At 41.0% G+C, this 24,236-nt stretch carries 21 protein-coding genes; 16 read left to right on the top strand and 5 right to left on the bottom strand.

Translation table 11 applies throughout. From position 1 onward, the window contains the following. Nucleotides 1–614 precede the first annotated feature (614 nt). Together ACR63N_RS10185 and ACR63N_RS10190 are read right to left on the bottom strand one after the other, a co-directional pair. Nucleotides 615–1,874: a ferredoxin reductase family protein gene (locus ACR63N_RS10185; RefSeq protein WP_443550308.1), complete on the bottom strand. Its 1,260-nt coding sequence runs from the start codon at nt 1,872–1,874 to the stop codon at nt 615–617. A gap of 760 nt (nt 1,875–2,634) precedes the next feature. Then, nucleotides 2,635–3,210 carry a PepSY domain-containing protein gene (locus ACR63N_RS10190; RefSeq protein ID WP_443550310.1) on the bottom strand — a complete coding sequence of 192 codons (576 nt, stop codon included), beginning with the start codon at nt 3,208–3,210 and terminating at the stop codon, nt 2,635–2,637. A 395-nt stretch (nt 3,211–3,605) separates the two neighbouring features. Between ACR63N_RS10190 and ACR63N_RS10195 the strand changes: the two genes are divergently transcribed. From ACR63N_RS10195 to ACR63N_RS10270, 16 genes are all read left to right on the top strand, one after another. After that, nucleotides 3,606–4,214, top strand: a complete 609-nt coding sequence (locus ACR63N_RS10195) for a cytochrome b/b6 domain-containing protein (RefSeq protein ID WP_443550311.1) — start codon at nt 3,606–3,608, stop codon at nt 4,212–4,214. Between the two features lie 36 nt (nt 4,215–4,250). Beyond that, complete coding sequence (locus ACR63N_RS10200) at nt 4,251–4,928, top strand: response regulator (RefSeq protein ID WP_472781964.1); 678 nt, start codon at nt 4,251–4,253, stop codon at nt 4,926–4,928. Nucleotides 4,929–4,995: 67 nt separating this feature from the next. Next, entirely contained in the window at nt 4,996–6,474 is a 1,479-nt protein-coding gene (locus ACR63N_RS10205; RefSeq protein ID WP_472781965.1) for an ATP-binding protein, read from the top strand. Nucleotides 6,475–6,573: 99 nt separating this feature from the next. Then, nucleotides 6,574–7,158, top strand: a complete 585-nt coding sequence (locus ACR63N_RS10210) for a PepSY domain-containing protein (protein ID WP_472781966.1) — start codon at nt 6,574–6,576, stop codon at nt 7,156–7,158. After that, nucleotides 7,133–7,477, top strand: coding sequence for a hypothetical protein (locus ACR63N_RS10215; protein WP_472781967.1), 345 nt, complete (start codon nt 7,133–7,135; stop codon nt 7,475–7,477). The genes ACR63N_RS10210 and ACR63N_RS10215 overlap by 26 nt, the downstream gene beginning before the upstream one ends. A 159-nt stretch (nt 7,478–7,636) precedes the next feature. Next, nucleotides 7,637–8,668 carry an FAD:protein FMN transferase gene (locus tag ACR63N_RS10220; protein ID WP_472781968.1) on the top strand — a complete coding sequence of 344 codons (1,032 nt, stop codon included), beginning with the start codon at nt 7,637–7,639 and terminating at the stop codon, nt 8,666–8,668. Between the two features lie 62 nt (nt 8,669–8,730). Then, nucleotides 8,731–9,414 carry a ferric reductase-like transmembrane domain-containing protein gene (locus tag ACR63N_RS10225; protein ID WP_443550323.1) on the top strand — a complete coding sequence of 228 codons (684 nt, stop codon included), beginning with the start codon at nt 8,731–8,733 and terminating at the stop codon, nt 9,412–9,414. Nucleotides 9,415–9,500: 86 nt separating this feature from the next. After that, the gene (locus ACR63N_RS10230; RefSeq protein WP_443550325.1) at nt 9,501–10,199 is read left to right on the top strand and encodes a VIT1/CCC1 transporter family protein; all 699 of its coding nucleotides are present in this window, start codon (nt 9,501–9,503) and stop codon (nt 10,197–10,199) included. A gap of 175 nt (nt 10,200–10,374) precedes the next feature. Beyond that, a complete protein-coding gene (locus tag ACR63N_RS10235; RefSeq protein ID WP_472781969.1) occupies nt 10,375–11,004 on the top strand; it encodes a DedA family protein in 630 nt (209 codons plus the stop codon). A 122-nt stretch (nt 11,005–11,126) separates the two neighbouring features. After that, on the top strand, nt 11,127–11,741 hold the full coding sequence (locus ACR63N_RS10240; protein ID WP_443550329.1) for a YceI family protein: 615 nt from the start codon (nt 11,127–11,129) through the stop codon (nt 11,739–11,741). An 88-nt stretch (nt 11,742–11,829) separates the two neighbouring features. Continuing rightward, nucleotides 11,830–13,188, top strand: a complete 1,359-nt coding sequence (locus tag ACR63N_RS10245; RefSeq protein ID WP_443550331.1) for a cytochrome c — start codon at nt 11,830–11,832, stop codon at nt 13,186–13,188. An 89-nt stretch (nt 13,189–13,277) separates the two neighbouring features. Further along, complete coding sequence (locus ACR63N_RS10250) at nt 13,278–14,891, top strand: flavin monoamine oxidase family protein (RefSeq protein ID WP_443550333.1); 1,614 nt, start codon at nt 13,278–13,280, stop codon at nt 14,889–14,891. Nucleotides 14,892–14,970: 79 nt separating this feature from the next. Further along, nucleotides 14,971–15,627, top strand: a complete 657-nt coding sequence (locus ACR63N_RS10255; protein WP_443550335.1) for a c-type cytochrome — start codon at nt 14,971–14,973, stop codon at nt 15,625–15,627. Nucleotides 15,628–16,447: 820 nt separating this feature from the next. After that, entirely contained in the window at nt 16,448–18,136 is a 1,689-nt protein-coding gene (locus ACR63N_RS10260; protein WP_472781970.1) for a phosphoethanolamine transferase, read from the top strand. A gap of 44 nt (nt 18,137–18,180) precedes the next feature. Beyond that, on the top strand, nt 18,181–18,867 hold the full coding sequence (locus tag ACR63N_RS10265) for a response regulator transcription factor (protein ID WP_472781971.1): 687 nt from the start codon (nt 18,181–18,183) through the stop codon (nt 18,865–18,867). A gap of 75 nt (nt 18,868–18,942) precedes the next feature. Next, the gene (locus ACR63N_RS10270; RefSeq protein WP_472781972.1) at nt 18,943–20,307 is read left to right on the top strand and encodes a sensor histidine kinase; all 1,365 of its coding nucleotides are present in this window, start codon (nt 18,943–18,945) and stop codon (nt 20,305–20,307) included. A 29-nt stretch (nt 20,308–20,336) separates the two neighbouring features. Here ACR63N_RS10270 and mprF read toward each other — a convergent pair whose 3' ends face one another. The 3 genes from mprF to ACR63N_RS10285 form a co-directional block, all read right to left on the bottom strand. After that, nucleotides 20,337–22,766, bottom strand: coding sequence for a bifunctional lysylphosphatidylglycerol flippase/synthetase MprF (mprF, locus tag ACR63N_RS10275; protein ID WP_472781973.1), 2,430 nt, complete (start codon nt 22,764–22,766; stop codon nt 20,337–20,339). Nucleotides 22,767–22,915: 149 nt separating this feature from the next. After that, entirely contained in the window at nt 22,916–23,074 is a 159-nt protein-coding gene (locus ACR63N_RS10280) for a hypothetical protein (RefSeq protein WP_472781974.1), read from the bottom strand. Between the two features lie 325 nt (nt 23,075–23,399). After that, nucleotides 23,400–24,143, bottom strand: coding sequence for a CorA family divalent cation transporter (locus ACR63N_RS10285; RefSeq protein ID WP_472782737.1), 744 nt, complete (start codon nt 24,141–24,143; stop codon nt 23,400–23,402). Nucleotides 24,144–24,236 lie beyond the last annotated feature (93 nt).

The following is a 24,236-nucleotide window of genomic DNA, read 5'->3' on the forward strand; positions in this document are numbered from 1 at the left end:
ATTGCGGGTCTAAAAATCGCATTTATAGATGTACTGATTACTTACCAAAATGTGAAAATGCTATATCACTAGTTCATCTGAGCCTTTCCATACAAGGATTTCACTACGAATGGCTAATAACAAGATTTCTCAGGTGGCTTTGTTAAGCTCGGGGTTTGTGAAAGTCGGGGTATGAATTTTTACGAGCCAAATTATAATTTATTAGGTGTTAATGACTTTATTATTAAGGGGGTATAAATCTTATTATATTAGATGTATGCCCTTATTTTTTAGACATTAGGGACATCAAATAAAGGCTTCCAACACTACTATAGGTAGCGTTAGGAACTTTTATCTGATTTGGTATTTTACTTAGGTGAGTTTATTAAAATTGGGGTATCAACATCTGCATATGCCATGGAACAACCTTACTCTGATAAGTCAGAAAAGCTCTATATGCTATTATTTATATAGCATAGAGGGCTGAGCTATGAAATTTACTTTTCTTAGGTGACGCTATTAATATCGGGGTTTGTCATTCAATTACTTAGCCCTAGCAACGATGATCTAAGGCTTAAATAAGCGTACCATTTGCTTTATCAGGTTAATGCTAAGCACAGCAACTTTTATGTGTTCTAGCGAAAATCAAAGAGCTCATAATGAATGTTTTTGGCGGGAATGCCATACTCTTTCATGAGTGACTGTACATTTTGTAGCAGGCCTTTAGGGCCGCAGAAGCTGATTTGAACCTCCTTTGGATTGACTTCACTGGTTGCTTTGCGAATTGCATCAGCCATGGCATCGCTACCACTCGGATTGGCCACAAAATCGGCACCAGATTGATCTGTTACTTCTTTCATACGCTCAACACTAGGAAAAGCGCGTGAGGGACTGAAGCAATAAACCAAAGTAGCCTGTTCAAAATGACCGACCGTTTTATCCTCTAACCATGAAATAAAGGGTGAGATTCCTACTCCAGCCCCAATCCAGACTTCACGCTCTGCGTTCAGCTTGCGTTTGAAATGACCATAAGGGGCATAAATATCAGCTAACATACCCACTTTAGCTTGTTCACTAAGCTTTTTTGTGTAGTCGCCTAATGCTCGAATCACAAAATGAATGTGTCCAGTATCTGAGGGCGCACTGGCTATGGTAAAGGGATGCGGCTCACGCAAACCTGATTCTTTAAGAGAGATAAAAGCGAATTGACCGGCTTTAAAGGGGAATTTACTATCCACTGGCTCAAATTCCAAGTGTATAGCCGCTTTGCCATGAGACATAGACACGAGCTTATATTCGCCAACTTTGGCAACGAAAGGGTACAGTAGCATTTTGTACAGCGCGGCAATCACCCCTAAACCACAAATTAGCGCTAACCAAATGCCCGCTGGGCTAGTCAAGGTAATAGGTGACTTAAAGCTCAACCAATGCAGTATGACGATTAAAAAAAGTGGCCCTGAGAATTTATGTAACCAACGCCAGTTGCCATACGGGATTTTTCTATTCAATGCCAACATCACAATTAGACCTAGGGCGACAATGCTGAGTTGTCGTATCAAACGCGTCCAATACTTAGACAATTCTAAAATGGGTGCAAGATCCCAAGAGTCTAATTTGGCTTTAAAAACGAAATGATAGACAGCAAATACCAATGCCCAGATGGCAATCCATTTATGAGCTTCATACACTCTATCTAGACCACCAAATAATCCTTCAACAACATGCCAACGACTAGCAAGTATGCATGAGATTGCCATACATGCTAAAGCTGAAGCACCTAGTATTAGGCTGGCTGTTGCTGCTGTTGCCCATGTCTCAGAGGGGATTTGCATGAGTACAGTGACTGAAGTAATTGCTACGATACTAACGATAGCTTGCCAAGCCTTTAAGGCCATAATAGACTCCCTAAAATTATTTCATTAAAGTTAAGAAAGCTTGTTTTACCAAGTTTAGATTATTTAAAAAAGCATGAATGATACTACTACTTAATTCTTAACTGAGTCTTAAGGTAGCATATGACCTCAGATATGCCACTACATCCACTAAGTCTTCACATTCTTTGATTTCATAAGCTCACCTTAAGGTTCATTTGTTGTATGTTAAAAAGCAGCCGATAGTTAAGATAAGCAATCGCGCTTACTATACTTTTTGGTATGTTCTTGGAACCCTACCTTTTTTCTTGTTATTCCCTTATCTGCTCAACAAGTTTGGCTTTGGTATAGCACTACTCTTAGTAGCTTGCTAACAGCTTTTTTTCTTGTACTGTTCGCAATATTCCTACAAAACTTTAAGACTACTCTTTTTTAGTTAACGGTAAGCACTTGCCTGATTTTTATAGGTATAGATAGTTAGGCTAGGATTAAAAAGAGTTTGGACGATAGATCGCCAATACAGATATTATTTGATGACTATATTCAGATTGTTTGATTAAAATCTCCCAACTTAACGTCTACGGGGTTGACAGCATAGATCACGCGCATGAAGCATCCTTTATTGATAGTATCGTCTATAAGCATTTATTATCAGTCTAAGCTAAAGCTATTTTAAACGCAGAATACTTTAAATTAAAATGCTCTAACCGATACTTGAGTACCGCTTAGAGCCATTATTAAGTAGGATTACAATTACAGCATTAAAAGTTAGTGGACAGCATTCTTAATCGTCGTCAGAGCTTTCTAGGCGACTACTAATAACCTTACCAGTCATGCTATTGATAACGATTTTGTGTATCTGATTGCCTTTAGCAACTTTAATCTCATACACTGACTTGCCATTGTCAACATCAAACCCTGCTTTAATGATTTTTCCGTTTACATCTTGAGTGGCTTTTTTCATTGCTTGGTTTAGGCTAACTTTCGCCTGTTTCATCGCTTTGTATTCTGCCATATCCTCTCTATCAAGCTGATCTTGTTTAGCACTTAAAACCTTGCCCGTATCAGCATCGATTCTTATTTTGTATTCAGTATTATTAGCGATGAACTTAACATCGTATTTACCACCTGCCGAATAACCCTTTTGGTCAAACTCTGCACTGACAAGATCGCCTTTAATCGTTTTATTGCCAATAGCAATAGCTTGTTCAAGGCTGATTTTACTTTTTGCTGCTGCCACCGCTTCACTGACCTTTACGGCTGGAGTAGCAGCTTGTGCAACAGAAATAGTAGCGCTGCTAACCGCTATCATACTAAGTGTCATAACAATAGACTTACTAAATATTGATAAGTTTTTCATGATGTTCTCCTTGCCTTTAGAGTTTTTAATTGATTTCAACAACACACTTAATGGGTTTTACAACTTGCCATGTTGATAACTCAATCATAATAGATAAAACTTAAGGAAATCTTAAGAAAAGCTTAACATAGATAAATTGTTAAGTTAGTTGCTCTATTTATTACTGCATTACAAATTCTAAGTTCTTTCTACTGGCTTAAGAAAAAGGCATTTCATAATATATTAATCAGCGATTAATTTTTTAGCTTACTAAGCTCACCTTAAGGTTCATTTGTTGTAATAGCTATAAGACAGACACTGCGACATCTAGTCTGCTTACGATATCTCGCTTCGCTTTAGTTTCTTGCAGCCAAATATCGTTAATAAACAAATGTATTCTTAAGGGAGTGACGATCATGAGCCAAAATAACACCACCAATTTGATCCCTAATTCTGGCGTACCGTCATCCAGCATCCCCAAGATGAGACAAGTACGAGTTTGGGATATTTTAGTTAGAATCACCCACTGGACAGTGGCAGCGGGTATTATTGCCAATCTACTCTTTACTGAAGACGGTAGCGATCTACACGCCTATGTAGGCTATACCGTGGTAGGATTAGTGGTGATACGCTTGCTTTGGGGTTTAATTGGCACTCGATATGCACGCTTTACTAATTTCTTTCCCACACCAACACGACTTAAGTATCATATATCAGACTTAAGTGTTCGCCGTGTTGATGAGCAGCATCTTGGGCATAATCCATTGGCAGCCCTTATGATACTATCGTTATGGGCAGTGATTATAGGATTAGGAATAACCGGTTATCTAATGGAATCAGAAATCATTGGTAATGAAGATTTTCTTGAAGATGTGCATGAGCTATTAGCAAACAGTTTATATCTACTCGTTCCTTTGCATATTATCGCTGCGATTGCCATGAGTTACTGGCAACGCCAAAACCTGATTAAATCGATGATAACCGGCAATAAAACGGTGACAGATGAACCGTCAAATATGAAATAAACGAAGCGGCAGAATAAATAGAGCGATGGAAAACACATGTCACGTATATTATTAATAGAAGACGATAGCAGCATTGCTGAAGGTATTATTCTCGGCTTAAAAAGCCATGGCATGATGGTCGATTGGTTCAGTGATGCTAAGCAAGGTGAAATGGCGCTGCAAGAGGATATGTTTGATGCGGTGCTGCTTGATTTAACCTTGCCAAAAGGGGACGGCATGACCGTGCTGCAAAATTGGCGCGCCAAACACATTGATACGCCGGTTTTAATTATCACTGCACGCGACGCGATTGCCAATCGGGTGGCAGGACTCAATGTGGGCGCTGACGATTATTTGGTTAAGCCGTTTGCATTAGATGAAGTTGTTGCTCGTCTGCAAGCTTTGATGCGACGCAGTCAGGGACGTAGCCAACCTGAAATCCGTTATGGCGAGGTTGCCTATCAGCCTCATAATCAGCAACTAACGTATCAAGGTCAAGTGATTGAATTGACCATCAAAGAAGTGGCAATCTTGGAGCAAATGCTGACCCATCCCAAACAAATCCATAGTAGAGCGAGCTTAGAAGATAAACTGTATGGATGGCAACAAGATATCGAAAGTAATGCCATTGAAGTGCACATTCATCACTTACGTAAAAAACTGGGCAATGACTTTATCTTGACCAAACGCGGTATCGGCTACTATCTCAATCCCTCTTATAACAGTCATGAATGATATCCTTGATTACCTTTAGCTTATCTATCTTGTCTATTTTACTTAATATGTAAGTACACGTGAGCCTATGAAAAGTATCCAGCAACGGCTATTAACCTCCTTATTGATTGGTCTTCCTTTGTTATGGATACTTACCTCCAGCTTTATTGCGTTGCGGCTGTGGCACGAAATAAACGAGATGAATGATACCCAAATTACTCAAGTTGCCCGCTATCTAATAGGTGTCGCTCCTAAAGACGATGATGATAGAGACGATCATGAGCAAGAGGATAGTAAAAGTAAAAAGAAGCGTTCCGCCAAAATATACAACTTAAACAGTAAGCAGCTGTCAGGTGACCTTGGTAATGCTAAAGATGACTATATGGGCTTTGCCATTTGGGATAAAAAAGGACGCTTATTAATGGCCGATGAAAATGGTCAATCCTTTGCCTTTTTATCTGATCAGCATGGTTTTGTAGAAGCGCATGATTCTGCGTATCAGCGCCTCAACCCATTTAGTAAGCGCTGGCGTTTATTTTATGTTCATGATGACCATGATTCTAAGCATAAAGATCGGGTGATTGCGGTCGGTCAAAATCTAGATTCTCGCCAAGAGATGATTGTCAGCGCCATGTCTGTGCAAGTGCTGCCGATGTTGATTGGGCTATTGGCATTTATCGCTTTGGTTATTTGGTTAATTCGGCGCGGGTTTATGCCGCTAACCCAAATCAGTACCGAGCTTGCTCAACGCCAGCCGCAAGATGATAGTCCCATCACTGCAGATGTACCTAAAGAGATTCAGCCTTTAGTGACCGCCTTAAATGTTTTGTTTGTCAAAGTAGCGGAAACTTTAGCACGTGAGCAACGCTTTACAGCGGATGCTTCGCATGAGCTACGAAGTCCACTTGCGGCATTAAAACTACAAGCGGACTTATTGCAACAGCAGATATTACAGCTATTAGATATAGAAGATGATAATCAGCTGTTTTACCACGCTCAAAAAATTAGTAATGGCATTGAGCGCGCCACTCATTTAGTTGACCAACTACTGATTTTAGCCAAAATAGAACCGCAACAACAATTACCGCCTGAGCAATTAGAAAAACCAGATTGGCTGGCGCTAACGGATATTGTACTTAGTGATGTTAATCGTTTGGCTCGTGAAAAACATATTCAATTAAAACGTACTGTACAGTGTGATAACCCTGCTGATATTTTACCGATTCTTATCAATCCTATCTTGTTCAAATTGTTAATCCGCAACTTGTTAGACAATGCCATTCGCTACTGTCCTGAAGGGGCTTTGATTGAACTTCAATTGGATACCAATACTATTAGAGTAGTTGATAATGGCTTAGGCGTAGATCCGCAGCAGTTAGCGCGTCTAAGCGAACGCTTTTATCGTCCAGCAGGTCAAAGCCAATTGGGTAGCGGCTTAGGTCTCTCCATTGTTAATCGAATTGCCGAGCTACATGGTCTCGCCATAACGTTTGCGAACCGCACTGCACCAGAAGTAGGTTTTATCGCAACGGTAATAGATAAAAAACCACCATCAAGCGTCTTATAAAAACACTATAAAAAATTAAACCTTACTTTCTTAAGCTTGAGTTAATATTCACTACGTATGCTAGTTGTATTCCCTAATAGTATACGGAGTACACCTATTATGAGCTTACCTCTATTAAAACCCTTGTTATTAACTGTCGGTGCGACCTCATTAGTGTTTTTTGGCGGCGTCATCGCTTTATCTGTCCAGTCGCCTAATGCTGATAACGTTCAAGCAGCAGCAAATACTGTGAGTCAAAATCCTGACATAACCTCTCCTTCTTTATCATCGTTTACAGCAGTCACCAATCCTCTCTCTCAATCTACCCAAACCTCATCTCTTGCTGCACTGACTGCTGAGCAAGCAACCGCGCTTGCCAAACAAGGGGCTCCTGATGCGACATTGCAGGCGACCCCGGAGCTTATCAACTATAACGGTACAGTCGCTTATGAAGTGCTATTAGACAGCGGTCCTAGTTATATTGATGCCAATCTTGGTGCTGTCTTAAATCCAGTTGCTAGTGACTATCGTGCTGAGGGCTTTGAAGAAGAAGAAGAAGACGATGATCATGATGACTATAAAGATAAGCATCACGATGATGATAAACACCGCAATAAAAAACACGACGACAAACGCTATAAAGAGAGTGGGCGTTTGATTGCTACGAGCTATCAGCAACATGATGAGGATGAATACGATGACTAATACCAAATCACATCAGGCCCAAACCTCTAATACAGCCACTAGTAAAACCGCTAAAAAGACAGATCCTTTTGCCTCTCTTAAAAGCAGCATTATGATCGTCTCGATTGCAGGCACTATGGCGGGATGGTTAATACTACTCAATCAAGAAGCCGACACTGCGCCTGTGAACACCGCCATGTTAAGTACGGTTGCTTCTGAAGGTAGTGAGAGTGCTATTAATCCGACGCCAATTGTTGATATCAACCAGTTGCGACAGGTCAACGAAGTAGAGTCTGTTCAAGCAATAAGGGTTGTCGCCCGCACACGTTCTTCTCAATAAAAAGGTTAATGGTCATTCAATTTATACCTAGTCGCAAAAAGATGGAGACCCCTAATGAAAGAAAACGTGCTTAATAAAAACATACCACAACTCGCAACTATCCAACTGGTCGCGATGGGTTGTCATATTCAAGTCAGCTTAAATACGACAATGCTGAACATGCAGTATTCAGCGATAGCAATAGACCAGCAAATTGCTATTCTGACAAGTGATATTCAGCAGCGCTTAACTCACTGGGAACATACGTTTAATCGTTTTGATGAGACCAGTGAGCTGATGCGACTTAATCATCATACTGATCAATGGAGGCAAGTCAGTGCAGAGTTATTTGAGGTTTTGCAACGTGCCATTCATTTTGTCTCAAAAACTCAAGGTTTGGTAACGCCGACCTTACTTAAAGATCTTTGGAACGCTGGCTATAAGCATTCATTTGAAACTCTACCCAAAGTGTCTGTGCCACCCTTGCCTGTTATTAGTTCAAACTTGAACGTTAATTTAAATACCAATACAAATTTGCAAGATACCTCTATAACGAACGCTTCTAAATTGGACCATCAGCACATAGAGCGTATCCAACTGTGCCAGTTAGCTGATGGACAGCATCAAGTATATCTTCCCGCTGGAATGGCGTTGGATCTGAATGGATATGTAAAAGGATGGTGCGCCATGCAGCTGGCTGAGCATATTAGCCGAGTTCACGACTGGCAATTTCCTTGCTTAGTAGATATGGGTGGAGATATGGCTATTGGCATTCCAAGAGCCCAAATAGATAAACCAATGACTTGGGGAGTTGCTGTTGCCAAACCTTACGTTGCTAACAGTGAGCATGTTCAAGAAGAAGATATCGCTATCCTCAAACTCAGCTCGGGCGCTGTCGCTACGTCTGGACAAGACTATCGTCGCTGGTGGCATGAAGGCCGCTGGCAACATCATTTAATTCACCCTCGTTATTCTTGTTCCGTAAATAGTGATGTATTGACTGCAACTGTATTGGCTACGGACACGATGACAGCAGAAGTCTACGCAAAATACTGTGTGCTTCTTGGCGTCACGGAAGCGATGGCATGGCTTAACAAACATCATATTGCTGCGCTGTTAATCGATACGAATAACAAAGTTCTGATGACATCTGCCATGCGTCCAAACTTAGTTCAGCCAAACTTACTACATCCAGACTTGATTCCTGGTTAACTTATCATCCTACATACGCAAGATTTAATAGATAAAGTAGAGCCATTCATAGGAGTATAGTCATGCACACAGACCACCCTAGTCGCAGTCATACTGCTTCCAACACCAATATTCTCACTCAGGCTTTATGGGTTGGTTTAATATTAAGTATTGCTGCTGGAGTCGGCGGTTATGCGTTGTTCACATGGGGAGAGACGGTTTCTCAGCTGCTGACAGCCACTGATAAACATTTTTGGTATTTGTCACGCGCAAGTGGGGTTATTGCCTACACATTATTTTGGCTAGCAGTCGTTTTTGGCTTGTTGCTAAGCACTCGTTTAGGCAAGCATTTTAATGCAGCGCGGGTATTTGCCTTACATCAGTATTTAAGCCTGATAGCAGTGGGCTTTGCTGCGTTCCATGCAGGTATCTTATTAGCAGATAACTTCTTAAACCTTAATCTATGGCAAATTTTACTTCCTTTTGGTTTTCAGACTGAGCGTGTAGGCGTTGCACTAGGACAATTGGGGTTTTGGCTATTGTTTATCTGTGCTTTTAGCTTTTATATTAAGAAATATATTGGGCAATCAGCTTGGCGCTGGCTACACTTTTTAACTTTTATGGCTTATATGTTTATCAGCATTCACGTATTTATGGTGGGATCGGACAGTAAAGCGCTGCCTTTATTGTTATTTTACGCAGGTAGTCAGACACTGATTTTTCTACTGATGACCTATCGCTTAGTGGCGCTAAAGCAAGCAAAGTGACCGTCTGCTAAGTTGTATGAAAGGGTGTGACATTATAGGCTACACTGACATATTCTAATTTATGTCTAAACCGTTTGAGGGTATTTATGCACCATTCTATTCATGACGAAGCTCATTTAAGTAACCGCAATCATTGGTTAAGAGCGGCAGTACTGGGCGCAAATGATGGGTTGATTTCAACCGCTAGTTTATTGGTCGGTGTCGCTGCAGCAAGTACAAATAGTCAGACATTGCTACTAACAGGAATGGCAGCATTGACCGCGGGTGCTTTATCAATGGCTGCTGGTGAGTATATTTCAGTATCGTCACAAGCAGATACCGAAAAAGCGGATCTAGATAAAGAATTGCATGAGCTGACTCATAATGCTGAGCGCGAGCTTTTTGAGTTGACTAAGATTTATGAGACACGTGGGCTGGATCACGTATTGGCACATCAAGTTGCTGTCGCTTTGACTGAGCATGATGCACTTGAGGCTCATGCTCGCGATGAGATTGGCTTAACAGATTTAAGTCAAGCAAAACCGATTCATGCCTCAGTGGCTTCTGGGTTATCATTCATTGCTGGCGCGATATTACCGATTATTGGTATTCTCCTGTTACCCGCACAAACACTGGTTTGGTCATTATCATCTTTGACCATAATAGGCTTAGCGCTACTTGGGGTAATATCGGCGCGTTTGGGCGGCGCACCTGTTATTCCTGCTACTGCTAGAGTCGTGATTTGGGGCGTGCTAGCAATGGTTGCTACCTCATTGATTGGACGCCTATTTGGGGTGGCGGTCTAGCGTTCACTGTATCTCTAAAAACAAGCTATCAATTAAAACTATTCCTAACATTAGCCATCACCTTAACGCTATCTTAACGGCAAGCTAAGTTATGATGATAGAGGTAGAAATAGAAGGGCATGATATATTGGCTCATGGTGCAAAAATCACATCAGTTATTTAACAAGGTATTTTAATGAGTCAGGTAAGCGCGTGGGTACTAATTATCATGGCAAAGTTTGGCTACCTCGGTATTATCTTTGCTATGTTTGCCGAAAACGTTTTTCCGCCCATACCTTCTGAGCTTATCATGCCAGCCGCTGGTTTTGCGGTAGCAAAAGGTGATTTAAATTTAATATTAGTCATCCTAGCAGGTACGCTTGGCTCGGTACTTGGAGCACTGCCGCTATATTACCTAGGGCGCTTACTGAATGAAGATCGCCTACTAGTATTTACGCAAAAGTATGGCAAATACGTGTTCGTTAAGTCTAGCGATATACGGTCCTCTAGTGTTTGGTTTGATAAACATGGCAGCAAGGCTGTCTTCTTTGGACGTATGGTGCCGGGTATTCGCTCATTTATATCCATCCCTGCGGGAATGAGTAAAATGCCGATTCTTCCTTTTTTGGCATTTACTGCTTTGGGCTCAAGCATTTGGACAAGCTTATTGACCGTTGCTGGCTATTATTTTGGTGAGAATTACGAAGTGATTGAGACTATGCTAGCACCGTACTCTAAAGGTTTCTTATTACTCGCTGTGGTTATTATTATTGCTTGGTTTATAAAACGTCGTTTAATGGCTCGACGTAATATCAATAACATTTAATTGAAAACGTAGTTTTTTATCTGCTGTAATGAACGACCCTTGTATTTAGTTTAATAAGATAGGGCTAGTAAAATTTTACGAAGCGTGTCATAAGTAAGATTACACAACAAAGGAATGTTGTCATGAGCCAGCTTGTATTTGACAAAGTCGTATTACGTTACTATAAGCGATTAGGGACATTATTATTGCTGGCAGGTTGTACGGTTGGCAGCCATGCTGCTACCTATAAAATTGAGCCTGACCATTCCAACGTACGCTTCGCTATTGACCACATCAAAACCTCTGCTACCACTGGCGGCTTCTATAATGTGACCGGAATACTCCAGTATGATCCGAGCGCAAAAACCGGTGACATCTCCCTTATTATTCCCATAAAATCCTTAAACACCGGTAACAAGATTTTTAATCTTAAACTGATGGGACCTGATTTTTTTAATATGGAACAGTATCCATTAGCACGTTTTGAATCTACCAAATGGCATTTCACCTCTGATAAAGACAATCCAAAGGTCACACGAGTAGATGGCAAGCTAACTCTAAACGGTCAGACCCATCCTATTAGCTTACTGGCGACCAAATTTAATTGTTACCTGAGCTCTCCAATTAATAGAACGGTCTGTGGCGGCAATTTTACCGCCACGATTGATCGTACCCAGTGGAATATCAAAAAATATGTCTTATTCGGCATGACTAAAAATCTGACTTTAAATATTCAAGTTGAAGCAGCTAAACAGTAGCTTTTCCAGTCCAGTAAAAAATTAGCGAGTTATAGAGCGATAGCCAAAGTTATTAAAAATGAGTTTTTGCCAGCCTAGCGAGGATACTATGAAGCCAATTTCTATAATGTTATCAGTACTTGCACTTAGTATGGCTTCCAGCGCTATCATGGCTGATAGCGCTGGCTTACCTCATGTAATAAGCCAGCTTAATGTTAGTCCCGCTATTAGCTTGCCCAATGTAAGTCCTACGAATAGCGATCTAGCCAATCGTGGCGCCTATATTGCCCGTACTGCTGACTGTATGGCTTGTCATCGCGAGGACTATAGCGGCGGTGTCGCGATTGAAACACCGATTGGTAATATTTATTCGACTAATATCACACCCTCTCAACGTTATGGTATCGGCAATTATACCGAAGCCGACTTCAAAAAAGCTCTGCAAAAAGGTCGTGCACCCACGCATCAGCTTTATCCTGCGATGCCGTATCCGTCTTATCATGGTATGGCTGATGCGGATATCAGTGCACTATTTGCTTACTTTCAAACCGTACCTCCAGTAGAAGAGTCGCCTGAAAATATAACTAAGCTACCATTTCCGTTAAATATCCGCACTTTAATGCTGGCTTGGAACGTAATTAATGTACCTTCTACCGAAAACCGTACAGGGCTCACCCAAACCCAGCAACGCGGTGAATATCTGGTCAATAACTTAGAGCATTGCGGCACTTGTCATACCCCGCGCAACCTTACGCAAGGTCTTGATAAGAAAAAATATTTATCTGGTGCGCCGCTTGGTAAATGGTATGCACCTAACATTACCCCAGATAATGACAGTGGTATCGGGCGTTGGAGCGAGAATGATATCGTCACTTATCTACGTACTGGCATGCTCGATAAACGCGCTTATGCCGGTGGACCTATGGCTGAAGCGGTCGCCCATAGTACCCGCTATCTAAGCGATGACGACTTAAGCGCTATGGCTGCTTATTTAAAAGTCATTCCTATCATCAAGACTGACGATTACGTGATACCTATAGATACATCACGGCTGCCTAATCCGGTCAGCAGCTCTATTACTTATAACTTAATAGAGCAAAAAGACTATTTAGCGCAGGCAAAAATATCCACGAATGCTCATTCTAATAATGACCGCAACTCATCAAAAGCGCTATATCTTGCTGCCTGTGGCAGCTGTCATGGGGTCGATGGTTACGCGCAGCCCGATGCTCGTTACGTCTCTATCGTAGGACTGAGTAGTATTCGTCGCGTTAAGCCAGACGCACTGATTAACGTTATTGCTTATGGTGCAAAAGGGGCGTTAAACACAGCACCCAAAATGCCCGGCTTCGAGAAAGAGTTAAGTCATGCGCAGATCGCCAGTATTACCAATTACGTGCGGATAAATTTCGGTGGTCTACCAACTAGTGATGTCAGTGCTGCTGACGTCAAACGCATCTTAAAGTAAGGATTATTAACCTCACTACTAATACAGCTATAAAAATACCTAGTACCACCTGATGTCATGGATGACGGTTCTATAACAAGGATAATAAAATGAATGATATGCTTCAATCGCCCACACGTCGGCAACTGCTGTCAATGATTGGTAAGACCGCAGGAGCGACGGCAATGTATCAGGCGATGACCACATTGGGCTTTGCCTCTGAATCTAGCTTTAAACAAGAGATGAATTTAAAGGGTGCACCTGCTGGCGCTAGCATTGTGATACTTGGCGCAGGATTGGGCGGGCTTACCGCTGCTTATGAGCTCCGTAAAGCCGGCTATAAAGTGACGGTTCTTGAATTTCAAAATCGCGGTGGTGGTCGCAGTTGGACACTAAACGCTGGTGATAAATATACTGAGCTTGGTGGCGGCGAGGTGAGTTGCGACTTTAAAAAAGGCAACTACTTTAACGGTGGACCATGGCGGCTGCCGGTTCATCATTATGCGTTATTCCATTATTGTAAAAAATTCGGTGTAGCACTACAGCCCTTTATACAAACTAATGACCGCGCCTATTTACACCGTACCACCCATTTTAATGGCGCACCGCAACGCTTAGGCGAGGTGCAAAGCGACATACGTGGCTATGTCTCAGAGCTATTATCTAAAGCGGTCAATACCGGTAGCCTTGATAAGACGGTCAATAAAGAGGATAAAGAAAAGCTATTAGAAGGTTTGAAGGGCTGGGGCGTCCTTGATAACAATTATCGCTATGTTAAGAGCCACGAAACCAGTAAGCATCGCGGCTATAGCGTTTATCCGGGTGGCGGTTTGATGCCTGATGCCAAACCCTCGACACCGATACCGATGAATAAACTATTAAATTCGGGTATTTGGTCAGATATTTATAACAACTATACGATATATGACCATCAACCAGCGATGTTCCAGCCTGTCGGTGGTATGGGGAAAATCGGTGATGCCTTTACTCGCGAATGTCGAGATATGATTACCTTCAATGCCAAAGTCACTAAAATTTATCAAGATGAGAGCGGCGTCACTGTCGATTACGTCGATAGCAATAGCATCAGTAACAATCTAGATGGCGAAACTAAAACTGTACGTGCTGACTGGTGTATTTGCAACATTCCACTATCAGTATTGACCCAGATTGACATTAACGTCTCAGCGCCAATGAAGCAAGCAATGGCAGCCGTCCCTTATGACACCTCTTATAAAGTAGGCTTGGAGTTTAAACGGCGCTTTTGGGAGGAAGACGAATGGATTTATGGCGGTATCACTTATACTGACATGCCCATCTCACAAATCTCATATCCTTCACACGATATGTTTACCACTGGCTCAGGGGTGCTACTCGGTGCCTATGGATTTGGCGAAGCCTCTTATAAATTTAATACCCTTACTCCAAAAGAGCGCATCGATTCGGCACTACAGTATGGCAAACATATCCACCCGCAATATACCAAAGAGTTCCGCTCTGGGACATCCGTCGCTTGGCATCGTATTCCATGGTCGCTCGGTTGCTACGGCATTTGGAGTGAATCAAGCCGTGATCAGTACTACGATACGCTATGCGCGATTGATCACCGTATCGTGCTAGCAGGTGAGCACTGCTCGCATATCCCAGCATGGCAAGAAGGCGCAATTTTATCTGGCATGGATGCCGCTCAGCGACTACACCAAAAGGCAAAAAAGCTCGGCTAGTCGGAATGGTTGTTGATTAACGACATTGATTAGTAAGAATGCTTAAGTTGTGATAACGATAATGAATGTAGAGGTAATCATGGATATGATCAAACCAAACCTGCTTGCTGTGGTAATGATATTAACTATTGGAGGCACAGTCGCGTTATCTGGCTGTAGTCAATATAAAAAAGACCAAACCGCTCATACAACAGCCACTCTTTCCAGTCAGCAACAAGCCAAGCAAACGGTCTTTGATAATCAAGACAGTCGCAATAATGGTGCGTGGGGTGCTGTCTATATGACGAAAGAAGAGCTTAGGTCGCCAAGAGCTAATATCGTTGATATCAGCTCGCTACCAACAATGGCAGAAGATGCTAGTCTGCAAAAGTGGTTAGCAAAATTTGAAGGTAGTTCTGAAGGTAAAAAGGGCTTTATAACGACCAACGGCAAGAAGCTTTATGACGATTCCTGCGCTGGCTGTCATATGCAAGATGGTAAGGGTGCACAAGGCGCAGGTTACTATCCGCCGCTTGCCGATAACAGTAAGATGCAATCAAAATATTATATTATTAGCGTTGTGATGAATGGGCTGCGTGGTATGCCCTCTTTTCATAGCATGATGAGTGATGAGCAAATAGCAGCGGTCACTCAATATGTGCATAGTGATTTAAATAGTTTTACAGATACAGTCACTGCGGCTAATGTCGCTAAACTACGTCATGACTTTCCACCGGGTTCTGACCCTAGTGAGTAGAGCTTTCAATACCTTCTTTGGGCTGCTCATCTATTGGCTCAAAAACATGTCGATAAAAGTCTTTATTATCCTCTATCACGCAGACCACTTCAGAGTGACTGATAGATTATTTGTATAGCCAGATTTGTAGATAATAAGGGGTATAAGGAGTTTGCATATCTTCTAATGGGCCTCTCCATGACTGATAGATTTTTTGCAAGTTTTTAATCGATAGGTATTCACAGTCACCCTGCTCTACAGCCCTACTCTACTATAATCATCTAAAGGATAGTTTCTTAGCAATAACTTAAGAAGCTGTAGTCGCTAGATCGATACCTTTAACCATTGTGGTTATTTGAATATGCTTATAGCTATAAAATTAGCATCGATATTAAAAATTATTTAACCCTATAATAGTCTAGATTTGAATTTAAACTATAACTTATTAGGTAATAAACTTCTCGATATTATGGTTTTTAAAATATCATTGATATCTACATATATCATAGATTGGTTTTACTTTGACAAGTCCTAAAAGCTCTACACGCTATTACTTACATGGTTTAGAGCGCTAACTTATAAAATTTACTTTTGTTAGGTGGTGTTGTTAATATTAGGGTTTGCTGTAGTTATTATCATTGGTTGGTTTGTCAAACATCGGCTTTCTAATCCTCATAACAATACTGTCTAACGCTACTTATTATATAACCCTACGCATCTAAAATTTTTAATATTAATACCAAAAGACAGACTCCTATTCAATCCTCTTAACGTCTTCTTAACAGGCTACTTGCTATCGTAAGGAATCGCATTCCTTACCATCCTGTTGAGAATCCCGCTTATGTTACCCTCTCAAGCACTTAGCACTATTAGTAATCAAACCAATACGAAAAAAAGCTTTTTAAGTAGAATCTTTGATCGCAAGATTAATCTTAGCTTTCTGATTATCATCGTCGCGCTGTATTTAATAGCCACTGCCAATATTAGCTTTTTTACGCAAGTGTTAAGTGTTTATCCACTTAGCACAAACATTGGCTTTATAGTGTCTCTCACAGTCTTATTATGTAGCTTAATGTGGCTAGTCGTGCAGTTGCTATGCTATCGACCCATTGCCAAACCAGTGCTGATTGCTTTAGTGCTGATAGCGGCTGTGTGCGGGTACTTTACCGATGCTTACGGCACTATATTTGATACTAATATGCTGATCAATAGCTTACAGACTGATCAGGCTGAAGCGATGGGGCTGATGTCGCTAAGTTTTTTTATTCGAATAATAATATTGGGCGTTGTACCTGCTGTTATTATTGTTAAAATTCGTATAAAGCATGTTTCCTTACGACGCTCGATACTACAAAAGACAGCTACTTTGATAGCGGCTATTGCCTTAGCAGCCGTTTGCTTATTGCCCTTTGGTGATCAGTATGCGAGCTTTTTTCGCCAGCATAAAATGGTGCGCAGTTATACCAATCCTATTACCCCTATTTATTCAATTATCAAACTCGGCACTGATTATATCGATGAGCTGCGTCGCCCCGATACGATGATACTGCACGCCACTGATGCCAAACGTAGCGCCACTAATGCTAGCACCGCTAATATTAGTACAGCAAAACCAAAACTCATGGTATTTGTCGTTGGTGAAACGGTGCGCGCGGATCATATTGGCCTTAACGGTTATAAGCGCGATACGATGCCACTACTTGCCAAGCAATCTAATATTTATAGCTTCAAAAATGCCACCTCTTGCGGTACTTCTACGGCTTACTCAGTGCCTTGTATGTTCAGTTATGCTAATCGTTCAGACTATAATCTGGATGAAGCAGACTACAATGAAAACGTGCTAGATACGCTCAATAAACAAGGCGTCAATGTTATTTGGCGCGATAATAACTCCAGCTCTAAAGGCGTGGCAGATCGAGTGACTTTCGAGGACTACAGAACAAGCGATATCAACCCAAATTGCGATGACGAATGTCGGGATAGTGGTATGCTTGATGGTTTCGATAAGCTTGTAAAAACAGACGCTCCTGCCAAAGATACGCTCATTTTATTACATCAAATGGGCAATCATGGCCCTGCTTACTACAAGCGCTATCCTAAAGCGTTTGAAGCATACAAGCCCGTGTGTATGACCAATGAGCTATCTAAATGCGATGACCAATCGGTTATCAATGGCTATGACAATGCCATTCGTTATACTGATTACTTCTTGAATAACGTGATTGATACGCTAAAAGCTTATGAGCCCGATTATGATGTAGTTATGGTATATGTTAGTGATCATGGCGAGAGTTTAGGTGAGAATAATATCTACTTACACGGCCTACCGTACTCTATAGCACCCGCTGCGCAAAAGCAGGTACCTGTCATTATCTGGTCGCCTACTAATAACAATAGTATTGATAAAAACAGCCTTATGCTTGATCAGCCGGTATCACACGATTTTATTACTCCAACTTTACTTAACTTTTTTGGTATTACCACCGATGAGGTGGCAGCAGCGCCAACTTTTTTTAAGTCTACTTATTAAGTTTATTAACCCAAACCTTATTCGCTTTTAGGCACGAGACCGCTATGTATAAAATACTTATTATTGAAGACAATCCCGATATCGTCGCCAATATTTATGCTTTTTTTGAACCCAAAGGCTTTGATCTCGATAACGCTCATAATGGCATTAGTGGCTTAACGCTAGCTTCAAACAATCGTTATGACGTTATCTTACTAGATGTGATGTTGCCTGGCATGGATGGCACCAAACTGTGCAAGATGCTTCGAGAGGAATTGCATAATAAAACACCCGTACTCATGCTAACGGCACGTGATACGATTTTGGATAAAGTCGCAGGTTTTGATAGTGGCGCTGATGATTATCTGGTCAAGCCTTTTTCACTTGTCGAATTAGAATCCCGCATTAAAGCCTTGATTCGTCGGTATCAAGACGATCATTTTCAACATGATATTACCGTTGGCAAACTCTCTTTAAATACCGATAAGCACACGGTTACCCGTGAAGGCAAATCATTAAAGCTCACGCCAACGGGATTTAAAATACTGAATACACTGATTAGCGCAGCGCCTCGAGTCGTTAGTAAGAATGAGCTTGAGGAAAAAGTATGGGGCGAGGATATACCCAGTAGCGATGCCTTACGTACGCATATGCATAGTGTTCGCGCTCAAGTTGATAAACCGTTCATTGAGCCGATGATCATGACTATAGCAGGCGTTGGCTATCAGATCATCGACCCTGATAACGCTTAAGCTCTGCTAACCTTTATAATGCATTGCTAGCTCATTCGAACGACTTCATAAGTTAAATCCAAATAAGCCACTGCCATGATGCCTCTACCCTCTTTTAATTTAGCCTCTTTTAATATAACGTCTATCGTTAATAAGTTTCGGCTGTCCTACTTCGTGTTTGCCATACTACTGTGCGCAACTTTCGTTAGTATTTTTATGTATGCTGAAACCCGCATGGAGCAAGAGCTGGTCAAAGCTCGCCTGCTCCAACAATTAGAGCTGAGTCAAGAAAAAGAGGGCGAACAATCTATTTATAGTGCCGATCCAGGTATTAAGATTTATCGCTATGATAGTGCGCCTGACGATTTAAAAGCGTTAGCAACTAAAACGGTGCAAGAAACGTCTGTCACTGTGAATACAAAAACAGGTGCCTCTAATACTAATCTACATTTTTTCGCCTACACGCAGGGCGGACAAGCGTATATTTTGACCTACTTAGAAGATACCGAGCTGGTCATGGCAAACTACCCCGTTCTCGCTATATTTGAACAATTAGAAGATATCTTTGCTAATGCTTTAAGAGTCGCGGTTATTTTAAGTTTATTAATTGCCATTGTGTTTTCTCAGTTTTCTTCTCGGCAGATCACTAAGCCGTTGTTAGACTTAAAAAAAGCAGTAGAGACCGATCATCACAATTTAACCGAATTAACCCATCTACCCTCAGAAGTTGGCGTATTAGCACGAGCTATTGATGAAAAAAACAAAAATCTTGAGCAGTATTTAAAGCGTGAGCAATTATTCACAGGCGATGTCAGCCATGAGCTGCGTACCCCTTTAACCATAATAATGGGCGCATCAGAGATCTTGGCCTCCCAATTAGCGCATGATAGTCATTTAAGCGAATTTACCAATCGTATCAGCACTACCGCAAAAGAAACCTCTGAGATTATCAGCGCGTTATTACTACTCTCTCGTGCTCCTGAAAAACTGGATGCCCCGCAAACCTCTATTAATAATACTGCTATCAATGAGGTGCAGCGATTAAACTATCTGCTCAAATATAAGTCAGTCACTTGTACAATAATCGCTGAACAAGAGTATTTTACAAACGTGCGTCCTGAACTACTAAAAATGGCACTTGGCAATCTCATTAAAAATGCCTTTCAATATACAGATGATGGCGAAGTCATCATAACTATCGATAGTGACAAAATAGTCGTCACTGATACGGGTCTTGGTATTCCTGAGAGTATGATGCCGCTGCTGTATGAGCGCTTTGAGCGTTTAGAGCATAGCAATACGGATGATGATTCGAGCACAGATAAAGCATTTAGTAATAAGGTTGAAGGGTCGGGCTTAGGACTGAGTATCGTGCAGCGTATTATGACCCATATGGGTTGGGAATTAACGCATCAGGCTAATGCGACAGGCGGTAGTACGTTTAGTATTTATTATCGTTAAGGCCATTAAGACAACCCTACTGAGCGCTACTAGGTTTTAACCAAACTACCCAGTCCACCAGAGATAAGTAATGTGGTGTCGGTTAATCCTTTAATAGGTTTCATGCCTGCACGAAGTCCCGTTTCAATCCCTATATAACGCGGTTCCCACTCAGGATTGAATTTTTCTTTAAAATTACGCAGTCCCGTAAAGTTATAATAAGTCTTGCCGTATTTGGTCACGGTATTGGTCACATAGCGCCATTTAGGCCCAATAGCTTCAACTCTTGCTGGACTCTCCATATATTTGCTATCTATAATATGTTGACTCATCGTTTTTAAGGCTTCGTCGTCATTTAAGCCATTATCTTTTGAAGTACTATTCTTTAAAGGATGGCTTTCAACTACCGGCTTAGCCTGAGCCTCAAACCCAGTAAACGGTGCCATCCCTAAACTAAAATGATGAAAGCCCGCCTCTTTACCCCACATAAATAAGTTAATAAATAGATAGTCCATCATATTCTTAATTTCTTTACCTTCGCTATTTTGCACCCCTTTATAGCGCATTAAATCAATAGATAACTCATTGAGCTGACCACTTTGCCAGAGATTGGCAAAAGCGACGATTTCCCCTTGGTATTTTACTACTGCGCAATCAAAACGTTTTAAATAGTCTTCATCGAAATAGCCCAGTGAGAATCCTTTTTCTGCTGATTTTTTATCGCCTAACCAAATATCAGAAACTGCTTTCAACTCTCCAATTATTATTGAGATTTGCGCCTGTGGCACGACTTCAAAACTCAGCCCATCTTTGGTGCCGCGACTGATAACTTGGCGGAATTTGGAGTTTTTGCTTCCTTGTAGGCCAAATTTATCTAAGTCAACAATAGCTTCTTCACCGATTTTTAGCAGCTGTATGCCATTCTTATTGAATAGATGTCGATATCTATTGCTAACTTCATAAAAGACACAAGTACCGCCAAAGCTTTGGCATAACGCAATGAATGTCTCAATCAAAGCGCCAAACTCACTCTCCTCTCCAATAGGATCAGACATAACGATCCAGCTTCTACCATGGGTTTGATACATGATAAAGCTATTGCCCGAGTCGCTAAATAGCAACTGCTTATCACCCAGCAAGCTTAAGTTTGCAATTGAGTAAGCAGAGTTGCGAGCCACTTGCTCAGCTTGGGCAAGCTCTATTGCTGTGGGGAGGCTTGGTAGTGGTTTTTTAAATCGTATGAGACTGAATAAAGTATAGGCGATGGTTAATATAGCGAGCATCGCGTATGAGCGTAAAAAACGGGCGCCGCCATCTCCTGACACATTCCACCATAAATCTGGACTATAGGCTTCATGACGATGAACATACATCCCTACCCAGAATAGACTGATTAAAAATACTGATAATAAAACGAGAGTTTGCGCGTTTAAGCGTAAACTCATCAAGTTAGACTGACGGTTAAAGTAGCTTCGGTTAAAGTAGGCTACGCCAAACAATAAGGCACAGATGACAGCGACTTCTATTTCTAAATGCTTAACCAATAAAGTCATTATTGACGCACCCAATAACCACATTGATATATGCCATGCGCCATTGAGACGTTGGTACAATCCACGCGCTAATACTAGTAAAGCAAATCCCATGAGTGTATTGAGAAGATAAGACATCTCGATAACAGGTATCGGTATAAACTCACCCAGTAATAGCTCTCGATTCGCTACAGGCGGCAGGATACTGACGACCAGCATAACTATACCCAAACCCGCTGTTGCCAAAGCAAGGAGCTGTGGAATCCAGACACTGGGAAGCATTCTACGTTTTTTATTTGAATCCAAACCTGAGCGAATATAAGCTTCATGTAAGACAAACGATAATATCCCCAGCATAAAGGGGATGAAATAATAAAGAATACGGAATAACAGCAGCACGGATAATAACGTGGTTTTATCCACCTTAGGTAGTGAGGCCACCATCGTTAGCTCAAACACACCCAACCCACCTGGTACGTGACTAATAATACCTACTGTAATAGCTTGGACGTAAGCTGAGAAAACTTCTAGATAACTCACTGTGCTGGCAGGTATTAGTATATGAATGATGTAGGCTACTAAAGCGATATCAACAATGGCAAGCACGATAAGCCTAAATAATACCGTGGCTGGTGGCAGCTGCAATTGCCAGCTTTTTATAACAAACGCTCGTCCTGACTTGCCAGCAAATATAAGGCTGGCAGCAATTAATAGCAGAATAATAAACCCGATCGCTTTGAACACTAATGGCGATATATTTGCAAGCCAAGCTATATTGCTAAGCAACTGTGAAAGCATATGTGGATTCACTACTAGTGATATACCGATCACTGTCATCATGCCATAGCTAAATGCTAAAGATACTAGCAAGATAATATTAGCAATCTTCGCACTTTCAACACCATACTTGCCATAATAGTGAAAGCGTACCGCGCCTGCTGATAGCATTGACACCCCCTAGAGTGTGGCCAATCGAAAAAGCAGTCAACGAGGTGTTTAGTATTTTGGGATAAGGTATTTTAGTATTTAGATAACGCACCGCTATGAGATCATAAACGCTCAGTAATACGTAGGCGGCTATAACTGTTGCAACGGATTTAAACATCGTTAATGGTGGTGTTGATAAAATGACAGATTTTACCTGCGCTAGATCTAAGGTGTGCGCCCGATTTGGATGCCAAGGCAAACATGACGATAGCAATAATAGCTAATAACCAATGCCAATGCCAATTAAACTTTATATTTTTTATAGTCATTGCTAATTACTTATATTAGGCGCCTTAAGCATAACGCACAGCGCGGCTAGTTTAATTGGCTGGCAAGTTTAAATTGTTAGTATTCAATCTCTAACTTGACTATCGGTTTATAATAACTTAACTCAATATTAACTTATATCATAAAACTGAATCAAAAAGCTTGAGCTTATATAGTAACCACCCTGCTATTAAGAAAGTGTTAAGACCTCATCAGCTATCTCTTAATTTAAATATATTTTCGCTAATTATATTATCAACTCCTATTAAGCATTCCCTACGTCATATTTGCAGGTCTCAAAACATGAAAAACTAAATTACAACTGCTTTAAAACCATTTCTTATTCTTAAAATATATGACAATGCTTACGGTTATGGCTGCCATCAAACCAAGTAAAATCAAATAACCATAGTGCCACTTTAGCTCAGGCATGTACTCAAAATTCATACCGTAAACGCCTGCTAGAAATGTCAGCGGTATAAACACCACCGATACCAAAGTCAAGGTGCGCATGATTTCATTTAAACGATGCCCCTGAATGGCAAATATTAGATTTGTTTTACTATCAAGCTCAAATAGTTCAAAATCAATTTCATCAATTAAGTTATTTGCTTGCTCTTTTAGCTCTGTGAAATACTTACTGTCCATAGGGATAACACTAATCGTTTCAAGCTTTACAACCGTATTACGCAAGCTTAGCGTCGCTTTCTTAAAATTTAACATGCGACGTTTTTGCTCCTCAACCTTCTTGGTAAAATAAGGTGTTGGATTGATATTGGTCACCTTTATCGAATCACCGTCAGCATTCAATAAGTTCTCAAACGTCTCTTCGTAATTTACTATTAATGATTCAATCAACAGAAAAATCAAATAATCTACTTTTTTGCTTCTAACTTGTCCTTTACCTTCGCTTAAGCGGTTACGAATCCACTGAAAATGGTTGTTATCATTCTCTTGCAAACTCCATAACATATTTGCTGATACAACGAAAATCAGTTGTTCATTATTTAGATTTTTGTCGTCAGTTTTCAGTATCTTTAAGCCGATAAATAGTACGTTATCGAGTTCAATAACCTTATTGGCATGCTCATCATCTTGGAGTAATTCTTAGATTAACACATGAAGTGCAATACCAAATGCAAGGTGAAAAAAAGACCTAGATGC

This window comes from Psychrobacter sp. M4, from assembly GCF_055699795.1.

What these genes read in the sequence shown, in the direction of transcription:
- ACR63N_RS10185 (WP_443550308.1), bottom strand. Translation starts at nt 1,874, where the DNA reads ATGGCCTTAAAGGCTTGGCAAGCTATCGTTAGTATCGTAGCAATTACT.
- ACR63N_RS10190 (WP_443550310.1), bottom strand. Translation starts at nt 3,210, where the DNA reads ATGAAAAACTTATCAATATTTAGTAAGTCTATTGTTATGACACTTAGT.
- ACR63N_RS10195 (WP_443550311.1), top strand. Translation starts at nt 3,606, where the DNA reads ATGAGCCAAAATAACACCACCAATTTGATCCCTAATTCTGGCGTACCG.
- ACR63N_RS10200 (WP_472781964.1), top strand. Translation starts at nt 4,251, where the DNA reads ATGTCACGTATATTATTAATAGAAGACGATAGCAGCATTGCTGAAGGT.
- ACR63N_RS10205 (WP_472781965.1), top strand. Translation starts at nt 4,996, where the DNA reads ATGAAAAGTATCCAGCAACGGCTATTAACCTCCTTATTGATTGGTCTT.
- ACR63N_RS10210 (WP_472781966.1), top strand. Translation starts at nt 6,574, where the DNA reads ATGAGCTTACCTCTATTAAAACCCTTGTTATTAACTGTCGGTGCGACC.
- ACR63N_RS10215 (WP_472781967.1), top strand. Translation starts at nt 7,133, where the DNA reads ATGATGAGGATGAATACGATGACTAATACCAAATCACATCAGGCCCAA.
- ACR63N_RS10220 (WP_472781968.1), top strand. Translation starts at nt 7,637, where the DNA reads ATGCAGTATTCAGCGATAGCAATAGACCAGCAAATTGCTATTCTGACA.
- ACR63N_RS10225 (WP_443550323.1), top strand. Translation starts at nt 8,731, where the DNA reads ATGCACACAGACCACCCTAGTCGCAGTCATACTGCTTCCAACACCAAT.
- ACR63N_RS10230 (WP_443550325.1), top strand. Translation starts at nt 9,501, where the DNA reads ATGCACCATTCTATTCATGACGAAGCTCATTTAAGTAACCGCAATCAT.
- ACR63N_RS10235 (WP_472781969.1), top strand. Translation starts at nt 10,375, where the DNA reads ATGAGTCAGGTAAGCGCGTGGGTACTAATTATCATGGCAAAGTTTGGC.
- ACR63N_RS10240 (WP_443550329.1), top strand. Translation starts at nt 11,127, where the DNA reads ATGAGCCAGCTTGTATTTGACAAAGTCGTATTACGTTACTATAAGCGA.
- ACR63N_RS10245 (WP_443550331.1), top strand. Translation starts at nt 11,830, where the DNA reads ATGAAGCCAATTTCTATAATGTTATCAGTACTTGCACTTAGTATGGCT.
- ACR63N_RS10250 (WP_443550333.1), top strand. Translation starts at nt 13,278, where the DNA reads ATGAATGATATGCTTCAATCGCCCACACGTCGGCAACTGCTGTCAATG.
- ACR63N_RS10255 (WP_443550335.1), top strand. Translation starts at nt 14,971, where the DNA reads ATGGATATGATCAAACCAAACCTGCTTGCTGTGGTAATGATATTAACT.
- ACR63N_RS10260 (WP_472781970.1), top strand. Translation starts at nt 16,448, where the DNA reads ATGTTACCCTCTCAAGCACTTAGCACTATTAGTAATCAAACCAATACG.
- ACR63N_RS10265 (WP_472781971.1), top strand. Translation starts at nt 18,181, where the DNA reads ATGTATAAAATACTTATTATTGAAGACAATCCCGATATCGTCGCCAAT.
- ACR63N_RS10270 (WP_472781972.1), top strand. Translation starts at nt 18,943, where the DNA reads ATGATGCCTCTACCCTCTTTTAATTTAGCCTCTTTTAATATAACGTCT.
- mprF (WP_472781973.1), bottom strand. Translation starts at nt 22,766, where the DNA reads ATGCTATCAGCAGGCGCGGTACGCTTTCACTATTATGGCAAGTATGGT.
- ACR63N_RS10280 (WP_472781974.1), bottom strand. Translation starts at nt 23,074, where the DNA reads ATGACTATAAAAAATATAAAGTTTAATTGGCATTGGCATTGGTTATTA.